The organism is Idiomarina aquatica (assembly GCF_004362895.1).
Classification (GTDB): Bacteria; Pseudomonadota; Gammaproteobacteria; order Enterobacterales; family Alteromonadaceae; genus Idiomarina.
In genome coordinates, this window is sequence record NZ_SNXI01000008.1 from 1 (window position 1) to 23,654 (window position 23,654).

Annotated in this window: 23 protein-coding genes; 9 read left to right on the top strand and 14 right to left on the bottom strand. The window is 49.9% G+C overall.

What is annotated here, in order from left to right; translation table 11 throughout:
* Nucleotides 1–77: 77 nt before the first annotated feature.
* From DEU29_RS07380 to ampD, 11 genes are all read right to left on the bottom strand, one after another.
* The gene (locus tag DEU29_RS07380) at nt 78–1,019 is read right to left on the bottom strand and encodes an efflux RND transporter periplasmic adaptor subunit (protein WP_243734511.1); all 942 of its coding nucleotides are present in this window, start codon (nt 1,017–1,019) and stop codon (nt 78–80) included.
* Between the two features lie 14 nt (nt 1,020–1,033).
* Complete coding sequence (locus DEU29_RS14110; protein WP_243734512.1) at nt 1,034–1,276, bottom strand: heavy metal-binding domain-containing protein; 243 nt, start codon at nt 1,274–1,276, stop codon at nt 1,034–1,036.
* A 43-nt stretch (nt 1,277–1,319) separates the two neighbouring features.
* Nucleotides 1,320–1,676 carry a hypothetical protein gene (locus tag DEU29_RS07385; RefSeq protein ID WP_133539654.1) on the bottom strand — a complete coding sequence of 119 codons (357 nt, stop codon included), beginning with the start codon at nt 1,674–1,676 and terminating at the stop codon, nt 1,320–1,322.
* 22 nt (nt 1,677–1,698) lie between these two features.
* Nucleotides 1,699–3,792: a M13 family metallopeptidase gene (locus DEU29_RS07390; protein WP_133539656.1), complete on the bottom strand. Its 2,094-nt coding sequence runs from the start codon at nt 3,790–3,792 to the stop codon at nt 1,699–1,701.
* Nucleotides 3,793–3,814: 22 nt separating this feature from the next.
* Nucleotides 3,815–4,102 carry an encapsulin-associated ferritin-like protein gene (locus DEU29_RS07395; RefSeq protein WP_133539658.1) on the bottom strand — a complete coding sequence of 96 codons (288 nt, stop codon included), beginning with the start codon at nt 4,100–4,102 and terminating at the stop codon, nt 3,815–3,817.
* A 152-nt stretch (nt 4,103–4,254) separates the two neighbouring features.
* Nucleotides 4,255–5,682, bottom strand: a complete 1,428-nt coding sequence (gene lpdA / locus DEU29_RS07400) for a dihydrolipoyl dehydrogenase (protein ID WP_133539659.1) — start codon at nt 5,680–5,682, stop codon at nt 4,255–4,257.
* Nucleotides 5,683–5,817: 135 nt separating this feature from the next.
* A complete protein-coding gene (gene aceF / locus DEU29_RS07405; RefSeq protein ID WP_133539661.1) occupies nt 5,818–7,578 on the bottom strand; it encodes a dihydrolipoyllysine-residue acetyltransferase in 1,761 nt (586 codons plus the stop codon).
* An 11-nt stretch (nt 7,579–7,589) separates the two neighbouring features.
* Nucleotides 7,590–10,262 carry a pyruvate dehydrogenase (acetyl-transferring), homodimeric type gene (aceE, locus tag DEU29_RS07410; RefSeq protein ID WP_133539663.1) on the bottom strand — a complete coding sequence of 891 codons (2,673 nt, stop codon included), beginning with the start codon at nt 10,260–10,262 and terminating at the stop codon, nt 7,590–7,592.
* 24 nt (nt 10,263–10,286) lie between these two features.
* The gene (pdhR, locus tag DEU29_RS07415; protein WP_133539665.1) at nt 10,287–11,033 is read right to left on the bottom strand and encodes a pyruvate dehydrogenase complex transcriptional repressor PdhR; all 747 of its coding nucleotides are present in this window, start codon (nt 11,031–11,033) and stop codon (nt 10,287–10,289) included.
* 100 nt (nt 11,034–11,133) lie between these two features.
* Entirely contained in the window at nt 11,134–11,967 is an 834-nt protein-coding gene (ampE, locus tag DEU29_RS07420) for a regulatory signaling modulator protein AmpE (protein ID WP_133539667.1), read from the bottom strand.
* Nucleotides 11,964–12,566 carry a 1,6-anhydro-N-acetylmuramyl-L-alanine amidase AmpD gene (ampD, locus tag DEU29_RS07425; RefSeq protein ID WP_243734513.1) on the bottom strand — a complete coding sequence of 201 codons (603 nt, stop codon included), beginning with the start codon at nt 12,564–12,566 and terminating at the stop codon, nt 11,964–11,966. The genes ampE and ampD overlap by 4 nt, the downstream gene beginning before the upstream one ends.
* Before the next feature lie 105 nt (nt 12,567–12,671).
* Here ampD and nadC point away from each other — a divergent pair, with 105 nt between their 5' ends.
* The 8 genes from nadC to yacG all read left to right on the top strand — a co-directional run bounded on the left by nadC (nt 12,672) and on the right by yacG (nt 19,005).
* A complete protein-coding gene (gene nadC, locus DEU29_RS07430; protein WP_133539823.1) occupies nt 12,672–13,526 on the top strand; it encodes a carboxylating nicotinate-nucleotide diphosphorylase in 855 nt (284 codons plus the stop codon).
* 75 nt (nt 13,527–13,601) lie between these two features.
* On the top strand, nt 13,602–14,060 hold the full coding sequence (locus DEU29_RS07435; protein ID WP_133539671.1) for a pilin: 459 nt from the start codon (nt 13,602–13,604) through the stop codon (nt 14,058–14,060).
* Nucleotides 14,061–14,083: 23 nt separating this feature from the next.
* Nucleotides 14,084–15,397: a GspE/PulE family protein gene (locus tag DEU29_RS07440; RefSeq protein ID WP_133539673.1), complete on the top strand. Its 1,314-nt coding sequence runs from the start codon at nt 14,084–14,086 to the stop codon at nt 15,395–15,397.
* Nucleotides 15,384–16,430, top strand: coding sequence for a type II secretion system F family protein (locus DEU29_RS07445; RefSeq protein ID WP_133539675.1), 1,047 nt, complete (start codon nt 15,384–15,386; stop codon nt 16,428–16,430). The genes DEU29_RS07440 and DEU29_RS07445 overlap by 14 nt, the downstream gene beginning before the upstream one ends.
* Before the next feature lie 12 nt (nt 16,431–16,442).
* On the top strand, nt 16,443–17,300 hold the full coding sequence (locus DEU29_RS07450; RefSeq protein ID WP_133539677.1) for a prepilin peptidase: 858 nt from the start codon (nt 16,443–16,445) through the stop codon (nt 17,298–17,300).
* Between the two features lie 2 nt (nt 17,301–17,302).
* Complete coding sequence (coaE, locus tag DEU29_RS07455) at nt 17,303–17,917, top strand: dephospho-CoA kinase (RefSeq protein WP_133539679.1); 615 nt, start codon at nt 17,303–17,305, stop codon at nt 17,915–17,917.
* Nucleotides 17,918–18,007: 90 nt separating this feature from the next.
* Nucleotides 18,008–18,790: a cell division protein ZapD gene (locus DEU29_RS07460; RefSeq protein ID WP_133539681.1), complete on the top strand. Its 783-nt coding sequence runs from the start codon at nt 18,008–18,010 to the stop codon at nt 18,788–18,790.
* A 23-nt stretch (nt 18,791–18,813) separates the two neighbouring features.
* Nucleotides 18,814–19,005 carry a DNA gyrase inhibitor YacG gene (gene yacG / locus DEU29_RS07465; protein ID WP_133539683.1) on the top strand — a complete coding sequence of 64 codons (192 nt, stop codon included), beginning with the start codon at nt 18,814–18,816 and terminating at the stop codon, nt 19,003–19,005.
* Here yacG and mutT read toward each other — a convergent pair.
* The 3 genes from mutT to DEU29_RS07480 all read right to left on the bottom strand — a co-directional run bounded on the left by mutT (nt 19,002) and on the right by DEU29_RS07480 (nt 23,151).
* Entirely contained in the window at nt 19,002–19,424 is a 423-nt protein-coding gene (gene mutT, locus DEU29_RS07470) for an 8-oxo-dGTP diphosphatase MutT (protein ID WP_133539685.1), read from the bottom strand. The genes yacG and mutT overlap by 4 nt on opposite strands.
* Nucleotides 19,425–19,427: 3 nt before the next feature.
* Nucleotides 19,428–22,139 carry a preprotein translocase subunit SecA gene (gene secA, locus DEU29_RS07475; RefSeq protein ID WP_133539687.1) on the bottom strand — a complete coding sequence of 904 codons (2,712 nt, stop codon included), beginning with the start codon at nt 22,137–22,139 and terminating at the stop codon, nt 19,428–19,430.
* A 79-nt stretch (nt 22,140–22,218) separates the two neighbouring features.
* Nucleotides 22,219–23,151 carry a M23 family metallopeptidase gene (locus DEU29_RS07480; protein WP_133539689.1) on the bottom strand — a complete coding sequence of 311 codons (933 nt, stop codon included), beginning with the start codon at nt 23,149–23,151 and terminating at the stop codon, nt 22,219–22,221.
* 52 nt (nt 23,152–23,203) lie between these two features.
* Here DEU29_RS07480 and DEU29_RS07485 point away from each other — a divergent pair, with 52 nt between their 5' ends.
* Nucleotides 23,204–23,641 (top strand): DUF721 domain-containing protein, encoded by a 438-nt coding sequence (locus DEU29_RS07485; protein WP_166635891.1) that lies wholly within the window; start codon nt 23,204–23,206, stop codon nt 23,639–23,641.
* Nucleotides 23,642–23,654: the final 13 nt, after the last annotated feature.

The window sequence follows — 23,654 nt, forward strand, 5'->3', positions numbered from 1 at the left end:
GCGCCTTTATCTGAGTCAAGGTCGCAGACTGACTATAAAACCTACGCCTTATATCCCCGCCCTCATCGGGCGAGGGTTTACGGCGAAACTGCTAAAAGGAACTGGCCGTTAGTCACCACTTGCTCACCGTCAACGAGGCCCGATGTAACCACAACCTCATCACCCACCCGCAGGCCGGTCTTTACTGCTTTGACGGCAAACGCCTGGTCCCTGACCTGCACTAACACGCGGTTATTTTGCGCCGTGGTAATTAAGCTTTTGACCGGAATCACCAGGGCGTTTGTTACCGGCGACAGCTCGACATGACCGGTCGCCCACAACCCCTCGCGAAGGCAATCTATCGAGCTATCAATCGGCACACGCGCGGTCAGTGTTTGAGTCTGAGGGTCTATTTGCGGATAAATGTAGTCAATGTTATTCATCCAGTGACCACTCACCTGTTCAGAACTTAAATGAACCATTTGGCCAACGCTTAGCTGGTCTGCGTAGCGTACTGGTATATCCAGCATAAACCAGAGCTGCTGGTCGTCAGTAATGGTCATTAGTTCCAAACCTGGTTTTACGTACATGCTCTGTTGAATGTTGAGTTCGGTGATATAACCGGATTGCGGTGCATAATAGTCCACTTCGTAGGACGCTTGTTTGGTCTTTTCCAGCAAGCTAATTTGCTGCGCACTCATGCCAAGTAACAGTAAACGCTGCTTACCGCGGCGTTTAAACTGTTGCTGGCTCTCGGCATCACCCACTTCATTAATTGAATTAAGCAGCTGAAGGTAGTCGTCTTGCGCAACGACTAAGTCCGGTGCGTACACACGGTAGAGTTTTTCGCCCTGTTCCACCCACTGACCTTCAACATCGGCATAAAGTTCTTCCACCCAACCCTCGGCGCGTGAATGCACATGATACTTGGCAGATTGTTGCCAGCGCACCTGCGCTTGTGCCTTAAGCATGGGTTGCAGATCTTTACGGGTTGCTGTGGCCGTGGTGACTCGTATCGCTTGTTGCTGGGCTTTGGGCACATGAAAGCTTTGTTCTATACTTGAGGCTCTTGCTTTTTCTCGCGCTCCACTAAGTCCATACCGCAGATGGGGCAAGTACCTGCTTCGTCTTTTACGATTTGACTATGCATCGGGCAAACATACTCAACTTGCGCGTCGTTAAAGGGGTCGTTGTCACTGCTTTGCTGATGTTGGCTATGATCCTGAACTAGCGCATGTGCCGCGCTGACACTAGTATTCAGCGCTAATACGAATAGCGCTAACAATAAAACTCGCATGGTATTCCACCTTCTGATTGTGCATAAAAAAACAGACTCCCGGTTATGCAACAACCCGTTTTGGTGGACGAATAAGGCGCTCACTGCGCTGCCAAAGCGCCATTTGCTGGTGCTTAAACACAGTGAAAAATGAGGGTGAATTAAATTCGGTCAGTAGATTAACCAAGCCAATTTGGCCAGCACAGTGCTGTTCACAATACTGGCAAAATAAGCCTTCCTCGTCGCAATGTTCTGCCATCGACGGTTGCTCGACTTCGTCGCAACAATCATGCATGCCACTGCCTTCGGAGCTAACAACACCTACGGTGTCTGTCATTGGCATAGCGTGCATTGCCGGCGCGGAAAACGTCCCCGCCAGCAGGCTCACCAACAATGTCAAAACAACCGTAAGTGTTTTCATACTCTTTAGTTTAACAGAGCTATTACCAGATGGTCACGCGGTTTTCCGGCGCCACATAAAGCTCGTCACCTTCCTCAACGTCAAAGGCTTCGTAAAACGCCGGTACGTTAACTACGGTACCGTTTACACGATACTCTGCCGGTGAGTGCGGATCGCTCATCACCTGTTCACGAATCGCATCTTCACGGTATTTACCACGCCATACTTGTGCCCAGCCAATAAATACCCGTTGCTCGCCGGTAAAGCCGTCCAGTTCAGGCGATGGTTCGCCGTTGAGCGACTTTTTGTACGCTTCATAAGCAATCGTCAAACCGGCTAAATCGCCAATGTTCTCACCTAGCGTCAAGTCACCGTTAATATTCAGCCCTTCGATAGGTTCATAAGCGCTAAACTGAGCAGACAACTGTTGGCCACGCTCGTCAAATGCTTCGCGATCGGCGTCAGTCCACCAGCTTTGCAGGTTGCCATCACCGTCATATTTCGAGCCCTGATCATCAAAACCGTGGCCCATCTCGTGACCGATAACCGCGCCTATGCCACCGTAGTTAACAGCCATTTCGGCATTCATATCAAAGAATGGAGGCTGCAAAATACCAGCCGGGAAGACGATTTCGTTGCGTACCGGGCTGTAATAAGCATTCACCGTTTGCGGTGTCATGCCCCAATCCTCTTCGTCAACCGGACCACCAATTTTCTCGATTTCTTCCTGGTAATTAAACTCGGCATACGCTTTGTAATTGCCAACCAGGTCAGTCGCCGAGATTTGCAGGTCGCTGTAATCACGCCATTCATTCGGGTAGCCAACTTTTGGATCAAACTTAGCCAGTTTTTCCAGTGCTTTTTGTTTGGTGTCTTCTGTCATCCACTCGAGGTTACGAATGGAGTCACCATAGGCCTCACGCAGGTTCTCGATCAGCACTTCCATTTTTTGCTTAGCTTCTGGTGGGAAGTACTCTTTAACGTAAACCTGGCCTAACACTTCACCCAGAATGCTGTTGGTCGCATCAACACCACGCTTCCAGCGGGGTTCCTGCTCGGGGATACCACGCAAGGTCGTACCGTAGAACGCAAAACGACGCTCGCCAAACTCTTCGCTCAGAATAGTGGCCGCATCGTTTACCATGCGGAAGCTCAGATAATCCTTCCACGCTTGTAATTCAACGTCGGTGAACATCGCACCAAAGTCTTCGAAATACGACGGCTGGCGAATCACCATGTTGTCGACATCGCTTAACCCGGCAGTTTCTACCCAGGCTGCAAAATCAAAGTCACCCAGCATTTCAGCCACTTCGTCAACCGACTTCTTGTTATAGGTTTTGTCCGCATTACGGCTTTCTACCCGTGACCACTGAATTTCAGCCAACTTAGTTTCCAGCTCAAGAATGCGCTCTGCAGCGGCTTCGGCATCTTCAACGCCGGCCATAGCCAAAATATCTGCTGCATAGTCTTGATACGCTGCACGGAACTCCTTGAATTTCTCTTCATCGTTCAGGTAGTAATCGCGATCCGGCAGGCCCAGTCCTGATTGCGATACATACATGGCGTTGGTTTGCGGATCTTTGGCGTCCGGATACACGTAAAAGCCGAACGGCGTTGAGACGCTTTGGCGACTAAAACGTGCCATATGCTCGGCTACAGCCGAGTGGCTATCCAGCGCTTTGATTGCATCTAAATCGCTTTGAATCGGTGAAACACCCAGTTCGTTAAGCGTTTCTACGTCCATAAAGGCGTTGAAGAAGTCACCGACTTTACGTTCGCTGCTGCCTGCTTCAGGGTTTGAGTTGGCTGCGTTTTCAATAATGTCACGCAGACGTTTTTGATTTTGCTCGCGCAAATCATAAAACGAACCCACCGACGAACGGTCTGACGGAATTTCAGTACGCTCAATCCAGGCGCCATTAACGTGGCGATAAAGATCATCCTGTGGCTTAACGCTGTGATCAAAGTTTTCTAACACAACACCTGACGGCATTTGCTGTTGAGCTTGTTGCTCGGCAGAGGATTGTTGTTGTTCAGCATTGGCTTGCGTGTTGCCCTCGCCCTGCTGCGGTGAGCAGGCAGATAAGGCTAGCGCCATTGAGACACTAGCCGCAACGGTAGCTAATTTTAATTTCATGTGAGTTCCCTGAGTTTTTGTTTTAATCATGTTTTAGTGATTTATCGGTAAACAAGTAATCTTTTAGCTCTTCATCAAACTTTGGATCTTTGCGACGGATCCATTCCAGCGTCATGGCCGCATGCTCTTTTTCTTCGTCACGATTATGGATTAACACCGATCGTAACTCATCGTCTTTGCATACATCGATACGTTGGTTATACCAGTCCATCGCTTCCAACTCTTCCATCAGCGAAATTATCGCGCGATGCATATCGCGGGTTTCGTCAGACAGCAGTTCGTATGGTTCATGATATCCTTCGTTCGCCATAACAGGCTCCTTGTTGTTTGTATGAGTCTAAATTAGACAACCCATTAAAATTATCGCATTGTTACCGGACACGCAAAGAAAAACGGCCGCATTCGCGATGAATGCGGCCGTTTTGCCGTTAACTTAACGTAACAGAGTACTACAACTGACTATTACTTTTTCTTCTTAGCCTTCGGGTTTGGCATATCAGTGATAGAGCCTTCCTGAATCTCCGCGGCCAAACCAACTGATTCATGCAATGTCGGATGCGCATGTACGGTCAATGCGATATCTTCTGCATCACAGCCCATTTCGATAGCCAGGCACACTTCACCCAGTAACTCACCGGCATTGCTACCACACATAGCGCCGCCGATAATGCGATTGTTCTTATCAAAGATCAGCTTAGTCATACCTTGCTGAGCATTTGAAGCAATCGCACGGCCCGATGCAGACCACGGGAAAGTCACTGCGTCATACTCGATACCTTTCTCTTTCGCTTCTTTCTCGGTTACACCGGCCCATGCAACTTCCGGGTCGGTATACATGATAGAAGGAATAACTTTAGGCTCGAAGAAGTGTTTCTTACCCGCGATAACTTCAGCTGCAACATGCGATTCATGTACCGCTTTGTGCGCCAGCATGGGTTGACCCACAATGTCACCAATAGCAAAAATGTGGTCAACATTAGTGCGCATTTGGCTGTCAACATTGATAAAGCCGCGGTCATCAACCTTAACACCGGCTTTGTCAGCATCGATTTTGTTACCGTTAGGCGCACGACCCACAGCAACTAAAACAACGTCATATTTAACCGGTTTTTCCGGCGCATTTTTACCTTCGAAGGTTACATAAACACCGTCTTTTTTGGCTTCAACGTTAGTCGCCTTGGTGTTTAACATAACGTTTTCGAAACGGCCTTTAATTTGCTTATTAAAGTTTTTGATGATGTCAGCATCAGCCGGCGGTACCAGCTGGTCGGTCATTTCGACCACGTCTACTTTTGAGCCCAGAGACGCATAAACCTGACCCATTTCCAACGCGATAATACCACCGCCTAACAGCAGCATTTTCTTCGGAATTTCTTTTAATTCCAGCGCATCAGTAGAGTCCCACACACGCTCGTCATCGTGCGGAATAAATGGCAACTTAATGGCTTGTGAGCCGGCTGCGATAATGGCGTTATCAAACTCAACCGTGGTGTTACCGTCGTCACCTTCTACCTCGATGGTGTTGCTACCGGTGAACTTGCCGTAACCATTAACAATTTTCACCTTACGCATTTTCGACATCTGGCCCAGACCACCGGTCAACTGGCCAACAACCTTTTCTTTATGCTTGCGCATTTTTTCCAGGTCAATTTTCGGCTCGCCAAATTCAATACCTTCAGCCGCAAGATTTTTGGCTTCTTCGATATGTTTGGTCATGTGCAGCAGTGCTTTTGACGGAATACAACCGACGTTAAGACAAACACCGCCTAAGGTGCTGTAACGCTCAATCAAAACAACATCCTGGCCTAAGTCTGCGGCGCGAAACGCTGCCGAATAGCCACCTGGGCCCGAACCTAACACTACTACCTGTGTTTTAATTTTGTCGCTCATGTTAACCCCTTATTTGCTACGGCCGGTTGAGCCACCGGCCGAGGTCAGTCAACGCTAAAAAGTGGCGCTATTGTAGCGCGAATTTTTTCGTATTTCTTGTCAAATTGATCGTAGCTCGTGCCTTGGGCACGAGGTTTACAATACCAATTTGCGGATATCACCCAGAACCTGGCTTAAGTAAGCGGTAAAGCGTGCGGCTTCAGCACCATCAATTACGCGGTGGTCGTACGATAACGACAACGGTAACGTCAAGCGTGGCTCAAACTCTTTACCATTCCACTTCGGCTTCATCTCATTGCGCGAAACGCCCAAAATAGCTACATCCGGCGCATTGACGATTGGTGTGAATGCGGTTCCACCGATGCCGCCCAGACTCGAAATCGAAAAGCATCCGCCTTGCATATCGGCAGCTTTCAATTTGCCATCGCGCGCTTTCGAGCTGATTTCAACCAACTCTTCTGACAATTCATAAATGCCTTTCTTATCAACATCACGAATTACCGGTACCACAAGCCCGTTCGGTGTATCAACGGCAATGCCGATGTGCACATATTTTTTCATGTACAGCGATTCGCCGGACTCAGACAAGCTCGAATTAAAGGTTGGGAATTCCCGTAACGCTTTAGCACAGGCTTTCATAATGAAAACCAATGGCGTGATTTTAAAGCCTAAGTCCTGCTTTTTCGCCACTTCGTTTTCGGCCTTACGGAAGTTTTCCAGCTCGGTAATATCGGCTTCGTCAAACTGCGTAACATGAGGGATCGTCACCCAGTTACGATGCAGGTTAGGTCCTGACTTACGCTGAATACGCGAAAGTTGCACTTCTTCGACTTCGCCAAACTTGCTAAAGTCGACTTTTGGCGCGTCAATTACCTGAAGGCCACCACCGCCCTGTCCTGTTGCACCAGCAACCGCTTTCGGACGCGATAACTCGTACTTAACGTAGTCCTGCACGTCTTCTTTCAGGATACGACCTTTAGGACCATTGCCTTTGACCTGCGACAAATCAACACCGAATTCACGTGCAACGCGGCGTACTGCCGGCGACGCATGAATAGTGTGCTTGTCTTTGCGCTCGGTTGGATGATCCGGTACCGGCGGCTGACGCTCGCTGGTAGGCTTAGCGCGTGAACTGCCGGAATCTTCTGATGACTCGTCTTTAGGTTTTTCCTTCGATTCGCTTTTTTCTGTGTTCTCTGAGGTTTGCTCTTGAGAACTCTCAGATGAACCCGAATCGTCAGAACCACCAGCCACTTTCAGCTTGGCAATCACCGAGCCCTGCGAAACTTTATCGCCCTCTTTAACCAACATTTCGACGATCTCGCCGTCATCCGGGCAAGGCACGTCCATGGTCGCTTTATCGGTTTCCAGCGTAATTAAGCCATCTTCTTTGGCAACTGAATCGCCTTTAGAGACCAGAATTTCAATGATCTCGACGTCCTCTTCGTCACCAATATCCGGTACTTCTACCTCAATCACTTTCGACTCAGTCGAGCCGGACTTGCTGTCAGCGTCCGATGCTTGTTCGGCCTCGTCCTGCTCGTCATCGCTCTTGGCTTCCGCTTTATCTTCGCTTTTTTGGCTGCTATCAGAGGTGTCCTCAGCGCTTTCTTCGGCCTCTGCATCATCACCGTCAGATGAATCCTCAGAGCCGGCATCTGCCGCTTCGACGATCGCCAGCACGTCACCTTCGCTAATGGTATCCCCTTCTTTTACCTTCAGCTCAACGATTTTACCGCCGGCTGAGGCAGGGATGTCCATCGACGCCTTGTCACTCTCGACCGTTACGATACCGTCTTCTTTCTCGACGGTATCACCCTTGCTCACCAAAATTTCAATGACTTCGACTTCTTCACCGCCCACGTCAGGGACTTTGAGTTCGATTGTATCGGCCATCTCAGTACTCCTTATGCTAAACGTGGGTTAAGTTTGTCGGTATCGATACCAAAATCTTTGATCGCTTTGGTTACCACTTTCTTATCGATATCACCGGCATCCGCCAATTCTTTAAGTGCCGCCACAACAATAAATTCGGGGCTTACCTCAAAGTGCTTGCGCAGATTACCGCGGCTATCAGAACGACCAAAGCCATCAGTGCCTAACACACGATAAGGCGTCGGTACCCAGGCACGAACCTGGTCAGCGTAAAGTTTCATGTAATCAGTCGCAGCAATTGCCGGTCCTTTAGCATCTTTCATTGCTTTGGTGATATAAGCTTCTTTTGCTTCTTTATCCGGGTTCAGCATGTTGTGACGATCTACATCCAGACCATCACGCGCCAGCTCGTTAAACGAGGTAACACTGTAAACCGTCGAGTTAACGTCAAACTGTTCAGCCAGAATATCGGCGGCTTCACGAACCTGCTGCAGGATAGTCCCGCTACCTAACAACTGTACGTCAGCCTTGGCTTTTTTCTTGGCTTTAACGTTATCCAGCACATACATTCCTTTCAGAATGCCTTCTTCCACGCCTTCCGGCATTTCCGGTTGCTGGTAGTTTTCGTTCATTACCGTTAAGTAGTAGAAAACGTTCTCCTGATCTTCGTACATGCGCTTAAGACCATCATGCACGATAACAGCAATTTCGTAGCCATAGGTTGGGTCATAGCTGATACAGTTTGGCACCGTGCCAAACAGAATATGGCTGTGTCCGTCCTGGTGCTGCAGACCTTCACCGTTAAGTGTTGTACGGCCGGCCGTGCCGCCAATCAGGAAGCCGCGGGTTTGGCTGTCGCCAGCAGCCCAGACCAGATCGCCCACACGCTGGAAGCCGAACATGGAGTAGTAAATGTAGAACGGGATCATTGGCTCATTGTTCAGAGAGTAACTAGTACCCGCTGCAACCCATGACGCCATTGCGCCCAACTCGTTGATGCCTTCCTGAATAACCTGGCCTTTTTTATCTTCACGATAATAGGCAACCTGATCAGCATCCTGCGGCGTATATTTCTGGCCGTGGTGCGCATAAATACCAACCTGGCGGAACAGGCCTTCCATACCAAAGGTACGGGCCTCGTCCGGAATGATCGGTACGACGCGTTTGCCAATTTTCTTATCCTTTAACAATGCCGTCAGTACGCGTACAAACGCCATGGTTGATGAGATTTCGCGGTCGCCCGAACCTTTCAGCACGGCGTCAAACGCTTTCAGTGACGGCATCTCCAGCTCAACGTCGCTGTTAGCGCGTCGCACCGGCATGTAGCCACCTAAGGATTCGCGACGCTCTTTCATGTACTTCATCTCGTCGCTTTCGTCTTCAAACTTGTAGTATGGCAAATCTTCAAGTTCTTCGTCTTTAAACGGAATATTAAAGCGGTCACGCAAATGTTTGATCGCGTCCATATCCATTTTCTTAACCTGGTGGGCAATGTTTTTGCCTTCACCAGCTGCGCCCATGCCATAACCTTTGACGGTTTTGGCTAAAATAACCTGTGGACGATTTTTGGTGTTCACTGCCTTGTGATAAGCCGAGTAAACCTTGACCGGATCATGACCACCGCGGTTCAGGCGCCAGATGTCTTCATCTGACAGGTTGGCAACCATTTCTTCGGTTTCCGGATATTTACCGAAGAAGTTTTCGCGCGTGTATTTACCGCCTTTTGCTTTAAAGTTCTGGTAGTCACCATCAACGGTTTCCTCCATTAACTGGCGCAGCTTACCTTCGGTATCACGGTAAAGCAGCGGATCCCAATAACGGCCCCAAATGACTTTGATGACTTCCCAGCCTGCACCACGGAATGTGCCTTCCAGCTCCTGGATAATTTTACCGTTACCACGCACCGGACCATCCAGGCGCTGCAGGTTACAGTTAATCACAAAAGTCAGGTTGTCCAGCTCTTCACGGGCCGCCATGTTGATGGCACCCAAGCTTTCCGGCTCATCCGTCTCACCATCACCCATAAAGCAATAGACGCGCTGGTTAGAGCAATCTTTTATACCGCGATCCGTCAGGTACTTAAGGAAGCGAGCCAGGTAAATAGCCTGGATGGGTCCTAAGCCCATGGATACAGTCGGGAACTGCCAGAAGTCCGGCATCAGGTTGGGGTGCGGGTACGATGGTAAGCCTTTACCTTCGACTTCCTGACGGAAGTTGTTTAACTGCTCTTCGGTCAAACGGCCTTCGATAAAGGCGCGACCGTAAATACCCGGTGACGCGTGGCCCTGAATAAACAGGAAGTCGCCGCCGTCGCCTTCACTCGGCGCACGGAAGAAATGATTAAAACCCACGTCATACAGCATCGCAGATGACGCGAAGCTGGCAATGTGACCACCCAGCTCTTCGCCTTTTTGCGAGGCGCGCAGCACCATCATCACAGCGTTCCAGCGGATCGCTGAGCGGATACGTGATTCCATGGTCTGGTTGCCCGGCATGGTCGGTTCCTGACTGGCCGGAATAGTATTCAGATACGATGTGGTCGGACGGTATGGCAAATACGCCCCGTTACGACGCGCCTTGTCGATTAACTGCTCCAACAAGAAATGCGCGCGCTCGGGACCTTCGGCGTCGAGCACACCCTCAAGAGCGTCTAACCACTCCTGAGTTTCCTGCTGGTCAACATCTTTGTTTAATTCTTCACTCATAGCTATTCCTTACCGTTAAGTTATTCAGGAACGACGCAGCGAGCGCTGGATGCGTGATTGCTCTTTGGTCATTTCCAGCAATGCCTGTTCAATATAGGACAAATGCTGATGACATGCATCCCGCGCCTGCTCCGGTTGCCCATCAATAATTGCAGCTGCAATTTGTGAGCGGTGTTGATTTAATTGCTCTAACACCTGCGGGTGTTGAGCCAGTATGTCTAAATTTTGTTTTATATTATCTGCGAGCAATTCTTTCATACCCATAACCACATGCAATAGCACGACATTATGGGAAGCCTCGGCGATACGCAGGTAAAACGCGACCAACGCGTCAACCTGTGAGTCTATATCACTCGCTTGTGATTCAATGATGTTATTGATACTGCATTTAATCCGATCCAGATCGGAATCGGTGCCACGCAGTGCAGCATAAAATGACGAAATCCCCTCGAGCGCATGACGAAACTCCAGCAGGTCAAACTGTGACTCGGGATGTTTAGCCAATAACTCAAACAAGGGCGTCGCCACTTTGTCATTTAGCGTATCGGTAATAAAGGTGCCACCGCCTTGACGACGATCAATCAACCCTTTGGCCTCAAGCTTCTGGATGGCTTCGCGCAGTGATTGCCGCGAAACATTGAACCGTTGTGCCAACTCACGCTCTGACGGCAGTTTTTCACCCGCGCTAAAACGACCATCGACAATCATTGCCTCAATTTCAGCAACAATTTGATCGGATATTTTCGCCACTTTTATCGGTTGAAATGCCATTCGGTAAATTGGTCTGACCAAAAGATGGGATCATTTTAGTAGAAGTAACAGCAAAACCCAAATTTTTCTGGTCTGGTATGACCTCGAGTTAACGACTCAGCTAGTAAAGTCCGCCTGACAATGTCATCAGCGCAATCACGCACAACCAGACAATTTGCTGGCGTTTCATGAGTTTTAGCTGTGCCCCGGCGGCATCAGTTTTATCATCCGGGTGATGTGTCATATCCTCTGCTTTATCAACAACTGCAGCCAACACGTCGCGCTGATCGCAACGCAGGTCAGTTAATGAACTGAGCCACACCGGCAGTGCCCGCGAAAAATGCCCAACGATCAACAAACCAAGACCCGCCAGCCGTACAGGAATAAAATCTAAAGCCCAGCGTAACCGCTGTAAGGGCAAGCTGTTAAAGCGCGCCGACTGATGCAGCTCCGCACTACGAATTGCCGCGTAAGCAAGAACGCCAAACACGCCAAATACAACATAAAAGAACATCACCGCCACGTAATACTGAAAATTTAACCAACAGACCGTTTGGTTAATGGGTCGCGATGCGTCGCTGCCTGCCAGGAGATTGAGTTGTTGCTGGTAATGCGCGACCGCTTCATGGTCACCTTTATTAGCTGCCTTTAGATAATTTTTATAAGCACTGCGTGCGTCCGGGCAACTCATGCCAACCAGCAAAGCAATGATACCCGCTATAAAGGTGACCAGGCTATTGTCCAACAAGGTAACCAACAAACCTGCCAGCAGCGCCGGCAGCAATAACCAAATTGCCTGCGGCACGGGTTTGTCGAGCTGTTGTTGTTTTCCCGGTGATAACTTTTGCTGGCTCCAGTCTAACCACCGCGCCAGCAAAAAGTCCATTTGCCAAAATGCCGGCAAGTGGACAACCCGTTCAATGCTAAAAGCGATTAGCAGGGCAATTAAGATCATAGTTTCTCCTGCTCGGGGCAGCTGTTTTCCATTGCTTGTAATTGGTTACGATAACGCTGCCAGTCAAAACCCCGGCCCGGATCAGTCTTGCGTCCCGGGGCGATATCCTCATGTCCGACGATACGGTCTCGCCGCAACTGCGGATAGTGACTTAATAAAGCTGCTGTTATCAATGCCAACTGTTGGTATTGTGCTTCAGTATAGCGATCTTGATCGGTTCCCTCTAGCTCTATCCCAATACTGAAATCATTACAGCGTGTGCGACCACAATAACTGGATTTACCGGCGTGCCAGGCACGTTGGTTAAAAGGCACATATTGCTCCACCGCGCCATCCCGGCGTATAACTAAATGCGACGAGACACGCAAACCATCAAGATAAGCAAAGTCGCTGCCGGGCGAGGTGTCTAAGCTGCCCAGAAAAAGCTGCTCGACATACGGACTCCCATAGCTGCCCTCGGGCAGGCTAATACAATGAATAACCAACAGGCTTATATCATCGGCGTCGGGGCGTGCGTCAAAATGCGGACTTGGTAACTGCCGCGCTGTCACTAACCGGTGGTCTGAAATCGACACTGTACTGTTCAGTTTTGGCTCCATCGTGCTCTTCGTTAATGAATGTCTTTTCACAGCTACCGCAAACAGGTAAAGTTTGCCCCCTAGTATCCTCATTGTGCAACCAAAGGTAAAGCCGGCATGGAAGTGATGTCCTCAATCGAATTGCAGTCGTTAAAACAACAAGTCGCTCAGGCATTGGCGGAAGATTTATCAGCCGTTGATGCTGAGCTCGATATTACCGCACAGTTGATCGCAAAGGATACCCGCTCAGAGGCAACGATTATTACCCGCGAACCAATGGTAATGTGCGGAATGGCTTGGGTTAACGAGGTATTTCAGCAGCTGGATCCTGAAGTAAACATCGATTGGCAGGTCACTGATGCCGACCATGTTGATAAAAACACCGTGCTGTGTCAGCTATCCGGAAGCAGTCGTTCCTTACTTACCGGCGAGCGAACTGCACTGAATTTTCTGCAAACATTAGCCGGCACAGCGACCTTAACGGCCCGTTATACCGAGCTATTGGCCGGCTCTGGCACACGCCTGCTGGATACCCGAAAAACCTTACCCGGGCTGCGTCTGGCACAAAAATATGCGGTTCGCTGCGGTGGCGGAAAAAATCATCGTATCGGGCTATACGACGCCTATTTGATCAAAGAAAATCATATTGCTGCCTGTGGCGGCATTGCCAATGCGGTTACGCAAGCACACAAACTTAACCCCGGTAAACCAGTCGAAGTTGAGGTGGAAAACCTGACTGAGTTTGGTCAGGCGCTGGCAGCTAAAGCCGACATCATCATGTTAGATAACTTTTCGCTGGATGATATTCATCAAGCGGTTAAACAAAACCAACAGCAGGGCAAAACGGCGCAATTAGAAGTATCTGGCAACATAACCGATGCCCGCCTTAGCGAATTAAAGGACACGGGGGTGGATTTTATTTCCTCCGGCGCGTTAACCAAACACGTGCAGGCTATTGACCTGTCGATGCGCATTAGTTGATCGCTTACAGGTTAATCTGTTTGCGCAGTTAGCGCTCATCAACCATGCTTGCGGCTTTTATTGACGAGAGCCGCCATGCACTACCCCAACTCCAGACAATTTGCTTTTAGCCTTATCGAGCTGATGGTCGTTATTGCCATTATCGCAATACTTTCGTCACTGGCTATTCCGGCTTACCATCAATATACACAGCGTGCAAAAGCGACGCAGGCACTGCAACATGCACAACCGCTGCAACTCGCTATCGCGCTATGCTGGCAACTGGAGGGTAATCTTGATGCCTGCGCCAGCCCCGGTGTAAACGGCATACCCGAGCTACCCACACCGCTGCCGGAATCACTCAGCGACTTATCCTTGCAGCCGGCAGGCGTAATAACTTTGCAACTCAAAGAAGTTAAAGTTGATAACCAGCCTGTTTCGGTGAGCTTAGTTCCGGCCGAGCAACAAGGCATGCTGGCCTGGCAAACCCAATGTTCTGACTTTAACAGTGGACGTTCGGTTATCGCCAATTGCAACGCAGGTTTGATGCCGTGAACTGCGCCGGACAGCTCGCCGACATGCCCCGTTCCGAATCCCCCGCAGAGGCAACACTGCGTTCAACCATGGGCTTAGCCGTGGGCAATTTCTGTATCCTGTATCAAAATGACGAAATTGCCTTAGTGGCACTGGCTAAAACCGCAATGACAAAGTCTGCGCAGCTGCATTTGGCGTGGCAAACCTTATCCACGGCACGCGTTGTTATCATTGAATTGTGTCATCAACACCAGTGCTTGATTGATACCCGGGCAGCCGTCACGGACTGGTTGACCCAATTGATTACTTATACGCTGAGGCAGCAAGCGTCGGACGTCCATCTGGAACCAACCATTAATAGCCTTCGTATTCGCATCCGCGTAGCCGGTGAGCTGATAACCCTGCAACATTTAAGCGCAGATAACGGCAAACAGTTGATTGCTCATATTAAGGTTCTGGCGGATTTGGATAGTAGTGAACAGCGACGTTCGCAGGACGGGCGTTTTTCTGTAGCTGTTACCGTTGATGATAAGCAGCCGCTAACTGCCTACGACTTTCGGGTCAGCACCTGCGCTGTCATGTCCGGAGAAAAGCTGGTACTTCGCAGCTTGGGTATGCTGGAGCAAGTCAGTGCACTTTCCCGCTTAGGGCTAACCCAGACACAGTTGATGGTTACCTCACGAGCACTTAAGAGCGCACAGGGGCTTATCTTAGTCACGGGACCAACCGGCAGCGGTAAAACCTCCACGCTATACAGCCTGCTGCAGCGACTTAATCAGCGTGCCTTAAATATCTGCACGGTAGAAGACCCTATCGAAATACGTTGTCCGGGGATAAACCAGGTACCGGTGCGGCAACAACAGCAACTGGACTTTGCTACGATTCTGCGAACCTTGCTACGGCAAGATCCGGACGTCCTGATGGTGGGTGAAATTCGTGACAGCGAAACCGCCCGGGTGGCACTTCAGGCAGCTCAAACCGGGCACCTTGTACTCGCCTCGCTGCACACCAGTGGCGCGCTGGCAAGCTTTCAGCGCTTACAGGCTTTAGGGATTCCGGAAGCGGAAATAGCCAGCGCGTTAAGCTTAATCGTAAGCCAACGGCTACTACGACGCTTGTGCAAACGCTGTAAGGGAGTTGGTTGCACACATTGTCACAGCGGGTATCAGGGTCAATTACCCTGCTTTGAGGTTACTCCCTGGCAAGCCGACACCTTACTTAAGCTCCGCACTCAATCGCTGGCAGGAATGCTTAACGCACAGCAACTTCCGACTTTGGCACAACACGCTAACCAGCTGGTCAAAGCGGGTAAAACATCGGCTCAACAGGCAGCGAGATTAGAGCATGCCAGCGCGTAGAAAACCGATGTGTTATAAGCACCAACAGTTATTAATGGCGGCGTTTGAACAGCTCTGTCTGCTGCTGGAAAGCGGTCTTCCGATGCGCAATGCGCTGCAGGTTACCACCGCACAAACAACAGATAAGCTGGTGCGACAGGTATTGATAAGGTTCTCGCAAACGGTTAACCAGGGTTTACCCTTATACCGTGCCGCGCCCGAGCTGCCGGCGAAAATTCCGGTAAGCTTTACTGGTTACCTGCAATTAGCTGAGCAAAGCGGTCAGTTTGTTACGGTGTTAAATCACATGGTGGATGAGTTTAACCACGCCCATGCACAGCGTCAGCATATCAAAGCGGCCGTGCGTTACCCGCTTGCCATTCTGGCCCTGTCGATTGTTATTAGCGTCGGCCTGTTAGTTTTTGTGTTGCCGAAGTTTACCGCTTTATTTGGTGCCGGCCAGCTGCCATTGCTGACACAAAAGTTATTGGCCTTTTCGTTGTTGCTCAGCAACTACGGCAACATGTTACTGACCGCCTGCCTGCTACTAGCATTGGGCGCATGGTTAAGCCGCCGCTATTACCGGGGTATCTGGCAACGCAGTTTACTGTACTTGCCGGTTATCGGAACTCTGACCGAGCAGGCACGTCAACAACAGATGTTTCAGCGGCTGGCCCTATTGCAGCGTTCAGGTATGGCGGCAGTAGCGGCCATAAAACTTTGCGCTCAAAGTAGTGCCTGGTTAAAAACGCGCGATGATTGTAACAAGTTGGCCGACTTAGTTGCGGACGGCAATGCCTGGTCAGTGGCGCTTAATCATATCGGCCTCAATCATCCGTTAATTACTGCCTATATCAGTACCGGTGAACAAACCGGCCGAATTGACTTTATGATGACCAAACTAGCCCAACAGCTCAGTAACGATTTACGTCGCCGCAGTCAACAACTGGTTGGCATGATACAGCCCTTGCTGATGCTGTCGTTAGGCGGCATTATAGGCGTGATTTTACTCGCCATGTACCTACCAATTTTTACATTGGGGCAGCAGTTTTAACAGGAAGACATAATGGAAACTCTCTACGCCGCCGGCCAATGGCCTGCTGTACTCATCGGTATTCTGCTTGGCGCCTGCGTCGGTAGCTTTTTGAACGTCGTCATTGTACGCCTGCCAAAGCAGTTACAGCAGCAGTGGCAACGCGAGTGCGCGGAACTTAACGGACAACCCGTTAAAGAATTGGATCGTTATAACCTCGCACACCCGCCGTCGCACTGTCCGCAATGTCAGCACCGTATCGCATGGTATGACAATATTCCACTGCTAAGTTATGTCGTATTGATGGGCCGCTGTCGACATTGCCGCGATACCATTCCGGTTGTTTACTGGCTGGTAGAATTACTCATGACTGCAGTAATAGGTTATGCAGCCTGGACACTGGGTATTACCTTAACCTGGCTGGTGCTGTTAGTCGCAACCGCGTTGTTAGTGGCAATGGTGGTTATAGATACACGTCATCAGCTGCTACCTGACCAATTGACTTACTGCCTGCTTTGGCTGGGCTTATTGTGGTCAATCAGCGGGCAATCCGCCATTACCCCAACAACCGCGTTAATTGGTGCCGCAGCCGGATACCTGAGCTTGTGGCTAGTCTACTGGGCATTTAAATTGCTCACCGGCAAGGAAGGCCTGGGTTATGGCGATTTTAAATTGCTTGCCGCTATCGGCGCATTTACCGGCGCAACTTTGCTACCGGTAACCATCCTGGCCAGTTCGCTGGTGGGTATCGTTGTCGGTGTTATCGCGATGCTTAAACGCGGCTATTCAGCCCCGATCCCATTCGGACCATTTTTAATTGGTGGCGGCTTAATCAGTTATTTTTACGGCAATGAACTACTACTTAGTTACTGGCAGTGGATAGGCTTCTAACGATGGCAAATTATATTGTGGGACTGACCGGCGGTATTGGCAGCGGCAAATCAGCCGCCTCGGATTATTTCGCGACACTCGGCATCGATATTGTTGATGCCGACGTCATAGCCCGTGAGGTTGTAAGTCCCGGAAGCCCCTGCCTGAAAGAAATCGTAAAACATTTTGGTGATCATCTGCTGGATGACCAGGGGGCGCTTAATCGCAAAGCTTTACGGCAACTCGTGTTTAACAACGAAGAACATAAGCAGTGGTTAAATAACTTATTGCATCCGGCTATTCGAACGCGAATACTCGAGCAATTAAGCCATGCCAGCTCGCCTTATGTCGTCCTGGTGGCGCCATTGCTATTAGAGAACAACCTCGACCGATTCTGTCAGCGGGTATTAGTGATTGACGTCCCCGAATCGTTGCAAGTACAGCGGACCCTTGAACGCGACCAAACCTCAGCGCAGCAGGTAGAAGCCATAATGGCGTCACAGGTAACGCGCGAACAACGGTTGGCTCATGCCGATGACATTGTCCGTAACGACGGTAGCCTTGCACAGCTGCAGCAACAAATTAATCACTTACACGGCCTCTATCAGCAACAGGCAAGTAGTTGGCAGCATGATTGATTACATTCGTTAACAGTCCGGCCATTGCACCCCGATACTATTCAGTTATCATACTCGGAATAATAAAGAGCAGGGTTCCGGGACAACCAAATGAGCAGCGAGCAACAAAGTAGCAGCGTCTATGAGTATCCACTTCAGGAGCGTTTTCGCACCTATCTGCGGCTGGAACATAGCTTCGTGGAACTGAACAATGCGTTGGCACTAGCTGAGCACGCCCCTTTGGCGTTTTTTAATACGCTATTTGCTACCCAGGAGCTGATCGAACGCAACGATATCAAAACTGAGCTGGCAAAAGACCTGGAACTGCAACGAGCGACTATGGAGCGCTGGCAGAACCACCCCCAGATCGATCAAAATGCGTTACAGGGCGCCCTGCAGAGCATCACCATGGCCTCAGATAATCTGCAATATATCGGTCGCGCATTGCGCCAACTAAAGGACGACCGGTTTTTAGCAAGTATTCGATCGCGCTTGATACAGCCCGGAATAACCGGCTTATTCGAGTTACCGCAATTACAGCGTTGGTTAAGTCAACCGCTGGCGCTACAACAGCAACATTGGGATTACTGGCACGAGGCAGTGCAGCCACTGGCTGCCGCTATTCAATTACAATTGGAATTAACCCGCCAACAGGGTGAGTTTGACACGGTGGTTGCCCGTAACGGATTTTGGCAGGAAAGTTGCGACCCGCTCGCGCTACTGCGCATTCGCATGCCACCCGACAGCCCTTATTACCCGATTGTTAGTGGCCACCGCCAACGTTTCACGCTGCGGTTTATGGCAATACCGACATCTACCGATGCCGATGCCGCCAACGAGGACATCACCTTCGAACTGGCGCGCAGTCCGCTGTTAAGTACCACCACCAGCTAACCATAAAGATAAACGAGGATATTATGCCAACAACCGTAGATTGTCCGACCTGCCAAACACAGGTTGAATGGAGTGACAATTCTCCTTACAAACCCTTTTGCAGTGAACGTTGCAAATTGATCGACTTAGGCGAGTGGGCGAACGAGGAAAAGTCGATTCCGGGAGAACCCGCCGTTGTTCCCGAACAAGTTCCGGGCAACGACGATATCTATTAATAACTATTGAGGGTGTCGACTAAGCGTTCGACGATGGGTTGATTGGCGTCAGGGAATTGAAACGCGTCCAGCTGCGCAATATCAACCCAAAGCCATTGCTGGCCTTCCAGTTGTTTTGCTTCACCACGATATTTTAGTACCCACCAAACATCGAGTAACACCCGCTTATCCTGGTATTGGTGTTCTACTACGGTCAGTGGAGCACAGTCCTCAACTTCTATATTGCATTCTTCTTTTAACTCACGAGCTAGTGCTTGTTGCACAGATTCACCAGGCTCTACTTTGCCGCCGGGAAACTCCCATTTGCCACCCTGGTGTTGCTCAGGCAGGCGTTGGGCAATAAAGATCTCGCCATTATCGTTTTCGATAACCCCAACCGCGACATGCACGGTTGGGAGCTGACTGTCTGCTTCACTCATGAGTTATAGTTTACCGTGGCAATGTTTATATTTTTTACCCGATCCACACGGGCAGGGATCGTTACGTCCAACTTTAGGACCGCGCTGCGCCGGTGCACCGGCATTAGCATTAGGTTGCTCAGCCTGACCCGTTGCACTCGCTTGCTCGTGCTTAAATTCCCGTGGTGCTGAATCTGCCGCTTTGCGTTGCTGATCAACCGCATCGACGTCTTCAGGCGCACGAACCTTAACTCGGCTTAGAATGGTAACCACGTCAAGCTTCAGGTTTTCCAGCATCTCACTGAATAACTCAAACGCTTCGCGCTTGTATTCCTGTTTTGGATTTTTCTGAGCGTAACCACGCAAATGGATACCCTGACGCAAGTGGTCCATCGCTGCAAGGTGCTCTTTCCAATGCTGATCCAGGCTTTGCAGCATAATCGACTTTTCAAAACGGCGCAGCGTTTCGGCACCGACCATGTCTTCTTTTTCCTGATACGCTTTGGTAAGCGCCTCTAACACCCGTTCGCGTAGTACTTCCTCGTGGAAGTGATCATCTTCCTCCAGCCATTGCTGTAGAGGGACTTCCACGTCAAAGTCTGCCCGCAAGCGCTCTTCAAGCGAGGCAAGATCCCAAAGTTCGGCCAAAGACTGCGGCGGAACATACTCGTCAATCACCGCATTGATGACATCTTCACGGATAACCTGAATCGTTTCAGAAATATCACCTTCATCCAGCAATTCATTACGCTGCTCGTAGACGACACGACGCTGGTCATTGGCGACGTCGTCGTATTCCAACAGTTGCTTACGAATATCAAAGTTACGCCCTTCGACTTTACGCTGTGCGTTTTCTATCGCTCGCGTCACCCAGGGGTGCTCAATCGCCTCACCTTCTTTCATACCCAGTCGTTTCATCATTGACGCCATCCGATCGGACGCAAAGATACGCATCAGCGAATCTTCTAACGACAGATAGAAACGTGACGAACCCGGGTCACCCTGACGACCAGAACGACCGCGTAGCTGATTATCGATACGGCGTGACTCATGACGCTCGGTACCAATAATATGCAGGCCCCCTGCTTCAATCACTTGATCATGAAGGGTTTGCCATTCTTGCTTTATTGCGTCAATTTTTTCGTTAGACGGCTCTTCAAGCTTTTCGACTTCAGCCATCCAGCTACCTCCTAACACGATATCGGTACCACGACCGGCCATGTTGGTAGCAATGGTCACCGCGCCGGGACGCCCGGCCTGCGCAATGATGTCGGCTTCGTGGGCATGGAATTTTGCGTTAAGTACCGCATGCGGTATCTTTTTCTTCTTCAGTAGCTGCGATAATAATTCCGAGTTTTCAATCGACACCGTACCAACCAGTACCGGTCGACCCTGCTTACGACACTCATGAATATCTTCTGCTATCGCCTCGTACTTTTCTTTGGTCGTGAGGTAGATGAGGTCAGCGCGGTCGTCACGCACCATCGGCTTGTTGGTGGGAATGACCACGGTTTCCAGACCATAAATTGATTGGAATTCGAATGCTTCGGTATCGGCTGTACCCGTCATACCGGCTAATTTGTCATACAAGCGGAAGTAGTTCTGGAAGGTAATCGAGGCCAGTGTTTGGTTCTCGTTTTGTATCTCTACGCCTTCCTTAGCTTCTACTGCCTGGTGCAGGCCTTCTGACCAACGTCGGCCTTCCATGGTACGGCCGGTGTGTTCGTCTACAATGACAATTTTGCCGTCTTTGACGATATAGTCGACATCTTTCTGGAACAAGTGATGCGCCCGTAACGCCGCATTAATATGATGCAAAAGCGTAATATTGGCGGCAGAATAAAGCGAATCATCCTCACCCAGCATTCCGCGTTCTTTAAGTAGTGACTCAACGTGCTCCTGACCGTGCTCGGTCAAGTGCAGCTGTTTCGCCTTTTCATCGATAGTAAAGTCGCCGTCACCCTTTTCTTCTTCGGTATCTTCTTTTTCCTGACGGGTTAATAGCGGTACCAGCTCATTCATTTTGGTGTACATCTCGGAGCTGTCTTCTGCAGGCCCGGAGATAATTAACGGTGTACGAGCTTCGTCAATCAGGATCGAATCAACTTCATCGACTAGCGCGTAGTAAAGCTCGCGCTGCACGCGATCTTCCGGTGAAAACGCCATGTTGTCGCGCAAATAGTCAAAACCAAATTCATTATTAGTGCCGTAAGTGATGTCGGCTTGGTAGGCTTCTTTTTTCTGTTGCGGTGGCAATCCGGGTATATTAAAGGCAACCGTCATACCCAAAAATTCAAATAATGGGCGGTTAAATTCAGCATCGCGGCGCGCCAGATAATCGTTAACGGTGATGATGTGAACACCTTTGCCCGCCAGCGCGTTCAAATAAGCCGGCAGGGTCGCGGTTAACGTTTTACCTTCACCGGTTTTCATTTCGGCGATGCGATTTTCATCCAGCACCATACCACCGACCATTTGCACGTCAAAATGGCGCATTTTAAACACACGCTTACTAGCTTCGCGCACTGTCGCGAATGCCTCCGTTAACAAACTCTGTAGGCTCTCGCCATCGGCTAAGCGCTTTCGAAACTCCGCTGTTTTGTCTTTGAGTTCTGCGTCGGATAACGCTTCGAATTCAGGCTCCAGCTGGTTAATTTGGTTAACCTTTTTGGATAGCGCCTTCAGAATGCGGTCGTTACGACTGCCAAATACTTTACTAAACAAACTGCCTAACATGAGTACGGAATTTCCTGTCTTGTAAAATTACAACAAAAGCGACGCCTACAGTACCGGCGTCGCTCGCGTTTATCTGTTTTTATTCATCGTCGAGTTTGCGATAAACAAACTGATTGGGGTCAATTTGCTGGTCATTGCGCAACACTTCATAATGTACGTGCGGTCCGGTTGAACGGCCCGTGTTACCCATTTCGGCAATCGCCTGGCCGCGCGTTACCACGTCACCGACTTCAACTAACAACGTGTCGTTGTGCCCATAGCGCGTTTTTAGCCCGCCACCATGGTCGATTTCAATGAGTTGACCGTAGCCCCATCTATCGCCGGCCCAGGTTACAACGCCGGCACCGGTTGCCACCACTTTGACGTCCTCGGCATAACTGGCAAAATCGAGGCCCTTATGCATTGCCGGTGTGCCGTTAAACGGATCTTTTCTTACTCCGTATTGCGATGATAGCCACCCCTCGCTAATGGGACGCCCAGCTATATAACTCGCATTAGAGACATTGTGGTTCATCATTACAGATTCAAGGAGGGAAAGCTGTTTTTGTTTATCCGAGATGTGATTCAATAACTGGTCGATTTCCGCTAATACATCGGTCCCCGACGCTTTGGGAAGCTCAGAGGTGACGGCTTCGGGGCCGCCCAGCGGAATGTCACTGTTAAAGTTAAACTCTCCGTTGCTGAGATTGGCTTTTTCTGCCAAACGCTCACCGAGCGCGTCTAAGCGACGCACCTGTGCTCGTAGTTCGCCTAAATAAACAGTCATTGCGCCTAATTTTTTTTCGGTTTTTTCGCGCATCTCGGCAACAACCTGCTGCTGAACCGCTAAATTACGCTGCTCAGCCGTTATTTTTTCTTGTGCCAGCTGTGGATCGATTCCCTGGTATTCCCACGGTGACCACGCAGCCAACAGTACGACACTCAGTAAACCAGTGTAAGATAACAAGCGTCGTCGCGTCAGACTAAAACGAAATCGTATTTTTGAGCCTCGGTAAAAGACTGATAAACTCATGAATACTCTCTTTTATAGGGTTCTTAATCGAGCGCCAGGTATAAACAACACCATGAGTCATAAACCCAAAACACCCAAACAATGGCTCCGTTCCAACGTCGAGCCGCAATCGCAAGCACTGCAACGATACGCACAGTTTGCCGTTCAACTGAAACAATGGCAACAATTGTTTGCTGAAGCGGCACAGCGACCGCTTATCGAACACTGTCAGCTGATTAACGTGCGCGATAACAAACTCATTGTTGAGGCCGATTCGGCTACTTGGGCAACCCAATTAAAGTTACAACAAGGGCGCATTATAACGCATTTCCAACAGGATGCGACGGTTGCTGTTCAGACAATCGAAATCAAGGTGAAGCCGCAATTGGATCGCAGTGCACTAGCCAGCAGCGAGAAGGCGTCGCGTCGCGAACGCATTTTACGTTTGGCGGAAAACAGCCAGGAGCCATTAAAATCGGAACTATTAAAGATGGCAGATAGGATGTGGTAGCCCGACTAATGCA

Excerpts from the sequence above, each read along its gene's own strand:
- secA (WP_133539687.1), bottom strand. The coding sequence starts at position 22,139 with ATGTTAGGCAGTTTGTTTAGTAAAGTATTTGGCAGTCGTAACGACCGC.
- ampE (WP_133539667.1), bottom strand. The coding sequence starts at position 11,967 with ATGATCTTAATTGCCCTGCTAATCGCTTTTAGCATTGAACGGGTTGTC.
- DEU29_RS14110 (WP_243734512.1), bottom strand. The coding sequence starts at position 1,276 with ATGCGAGTTTTATTGTTAGCGCTATTCGTATTAGCGCTGAATACTAGT.
- DEU29_RS07435 (WP_133539671.1), top strand. The coding sequence starts at position 13,602 with ATGCACTACCCCAACTCCAGACAATTTGCTTTTAGCCTTATCGAGCTG.
- yacG (WP_133539683.1), top strand. The coding sequence starts at position 18,814 with ATGCCAACAACCGTAGATTGTCCGACCTGCCAAACACAGGTTGAATGG.
- pdhR (WP_133539665.1), bottom strand. The coding sequence starts at position 11,033 with ATGGCATTTCAACCGATAAAAGTGGCGAAAATATCCGATCAAATTGTT.
- DEU29_RS07395 (WP_133539658.1), bottom strand. The coding sequence starts at position 4,102 with ATGGCGAACGAAGGATATCATGAACCATACGAACTGCTGTCTGACGAA.
- DEU29_RS07445 (WP_133539675.1), top strand. The coding sequence starts at position 15,384 with ATGCCAGCGCGTAGAAAACCGATGTGTTATAAGCACCAACAGTTATTA.
- DEU29_RS07385 (WP_133539654.1), bottom strand. The coding sequence starts at position 1,676 with ATGAAAACACTTACGGTTGTTTTGACATTGTTGGTGAGCCTGCTGGCG.
- mutT (WP_133539685.1), bottom strand. The coding sequence starts at position 19,424 with ATGAGTGAAGCAGACAGTCAGCTCCCAACCGTGCATGTCGCGGTTGGG.
- DEU29_RS07440 (WP_133539673.1), top strand. The coding sequence starts at position 14,084 with ATGCCCCGTTCCGAATCCCCCGCAGAGGCAACACTGCGTTCAACCATG.
- lpdA (WP_133539659.1), bottom strand. The coding sequence starts at position 5,682 with ATGAGCGACAAAATTAAAACACAGGTAGTAGTGTTAGGTTCGGGCCCA.
- DEU29_RS07390 (WP_133539656.1), bottom strand. The coding sequence starts at position 3,792 with ATGAAATTAAAATTAGCTACCGTTGCGGCTAGTGTCTCAATGGCGCTA.
- DEU29_RS07480 (WP_133539689.1), bottom strand. The coding sequence starts at position 23,151 with ATGAGTTTATCAGTCTTTTACCGAGGCTCAAAAATACGATTTCGTTTT.
- aceF (WP_133539661.1), bottom strand. The coding sequence starts at position 7,578 with ATGGCCGATACAATCGAACTCAAAGTCCCTGACGTGGGCGGTGAAGAA.
- DEU29_RS07460 (WP_133539681.1), top strand. The coding sequence starts at position 18,008 with ATGAGCAGCGAGCAACAAAGTAGCAGCGTCTATGAGTATCCACTTCAG.
- coaE (WP_133539679.1), top strand. The coding sequence starts at position 17,303 with ATGGCAAATTATATTGTGGGACTGACCGGCGGTATTGGCAGCGGCAAA.
- DEU29_RS07485 (WP_166635891.1), top strand. The coding sequence starts at position 23,204 with ATGAGTCATAAACCCAAAACACCCAAACAATGGCTCCGTTCCAACGTC.
- aceE (WP_133539663.1), bottom strand. The coding sequence starts at position 10,262 with ATGAGTGAAGAATTAAACAAAGATGTTGACCAGCAGGAAACTCAGGAG.
- DEU29_RS07450 (WP_133539677.1), top strand. The coding sequence starts at position 16,443 with ATGGAAACTCTCTACGCCGCCGGCCAATGGCCTGCTGTACTCATCGGT.
- ampD (WP_243734513.1), bottom strand. The coding sequence starts at position 12,566 with ATGGAGCCAAAACTGAACAGTACAGTGTCGATTTCAGACCACCGGTTA.
- nadC (WP_133539823.1), top strand. The coding sequence starts at position 12,672 with ATGTCCTCAATCGAATTGCAGTCGTTAAAACAACAAGTCGCTCAGGCA.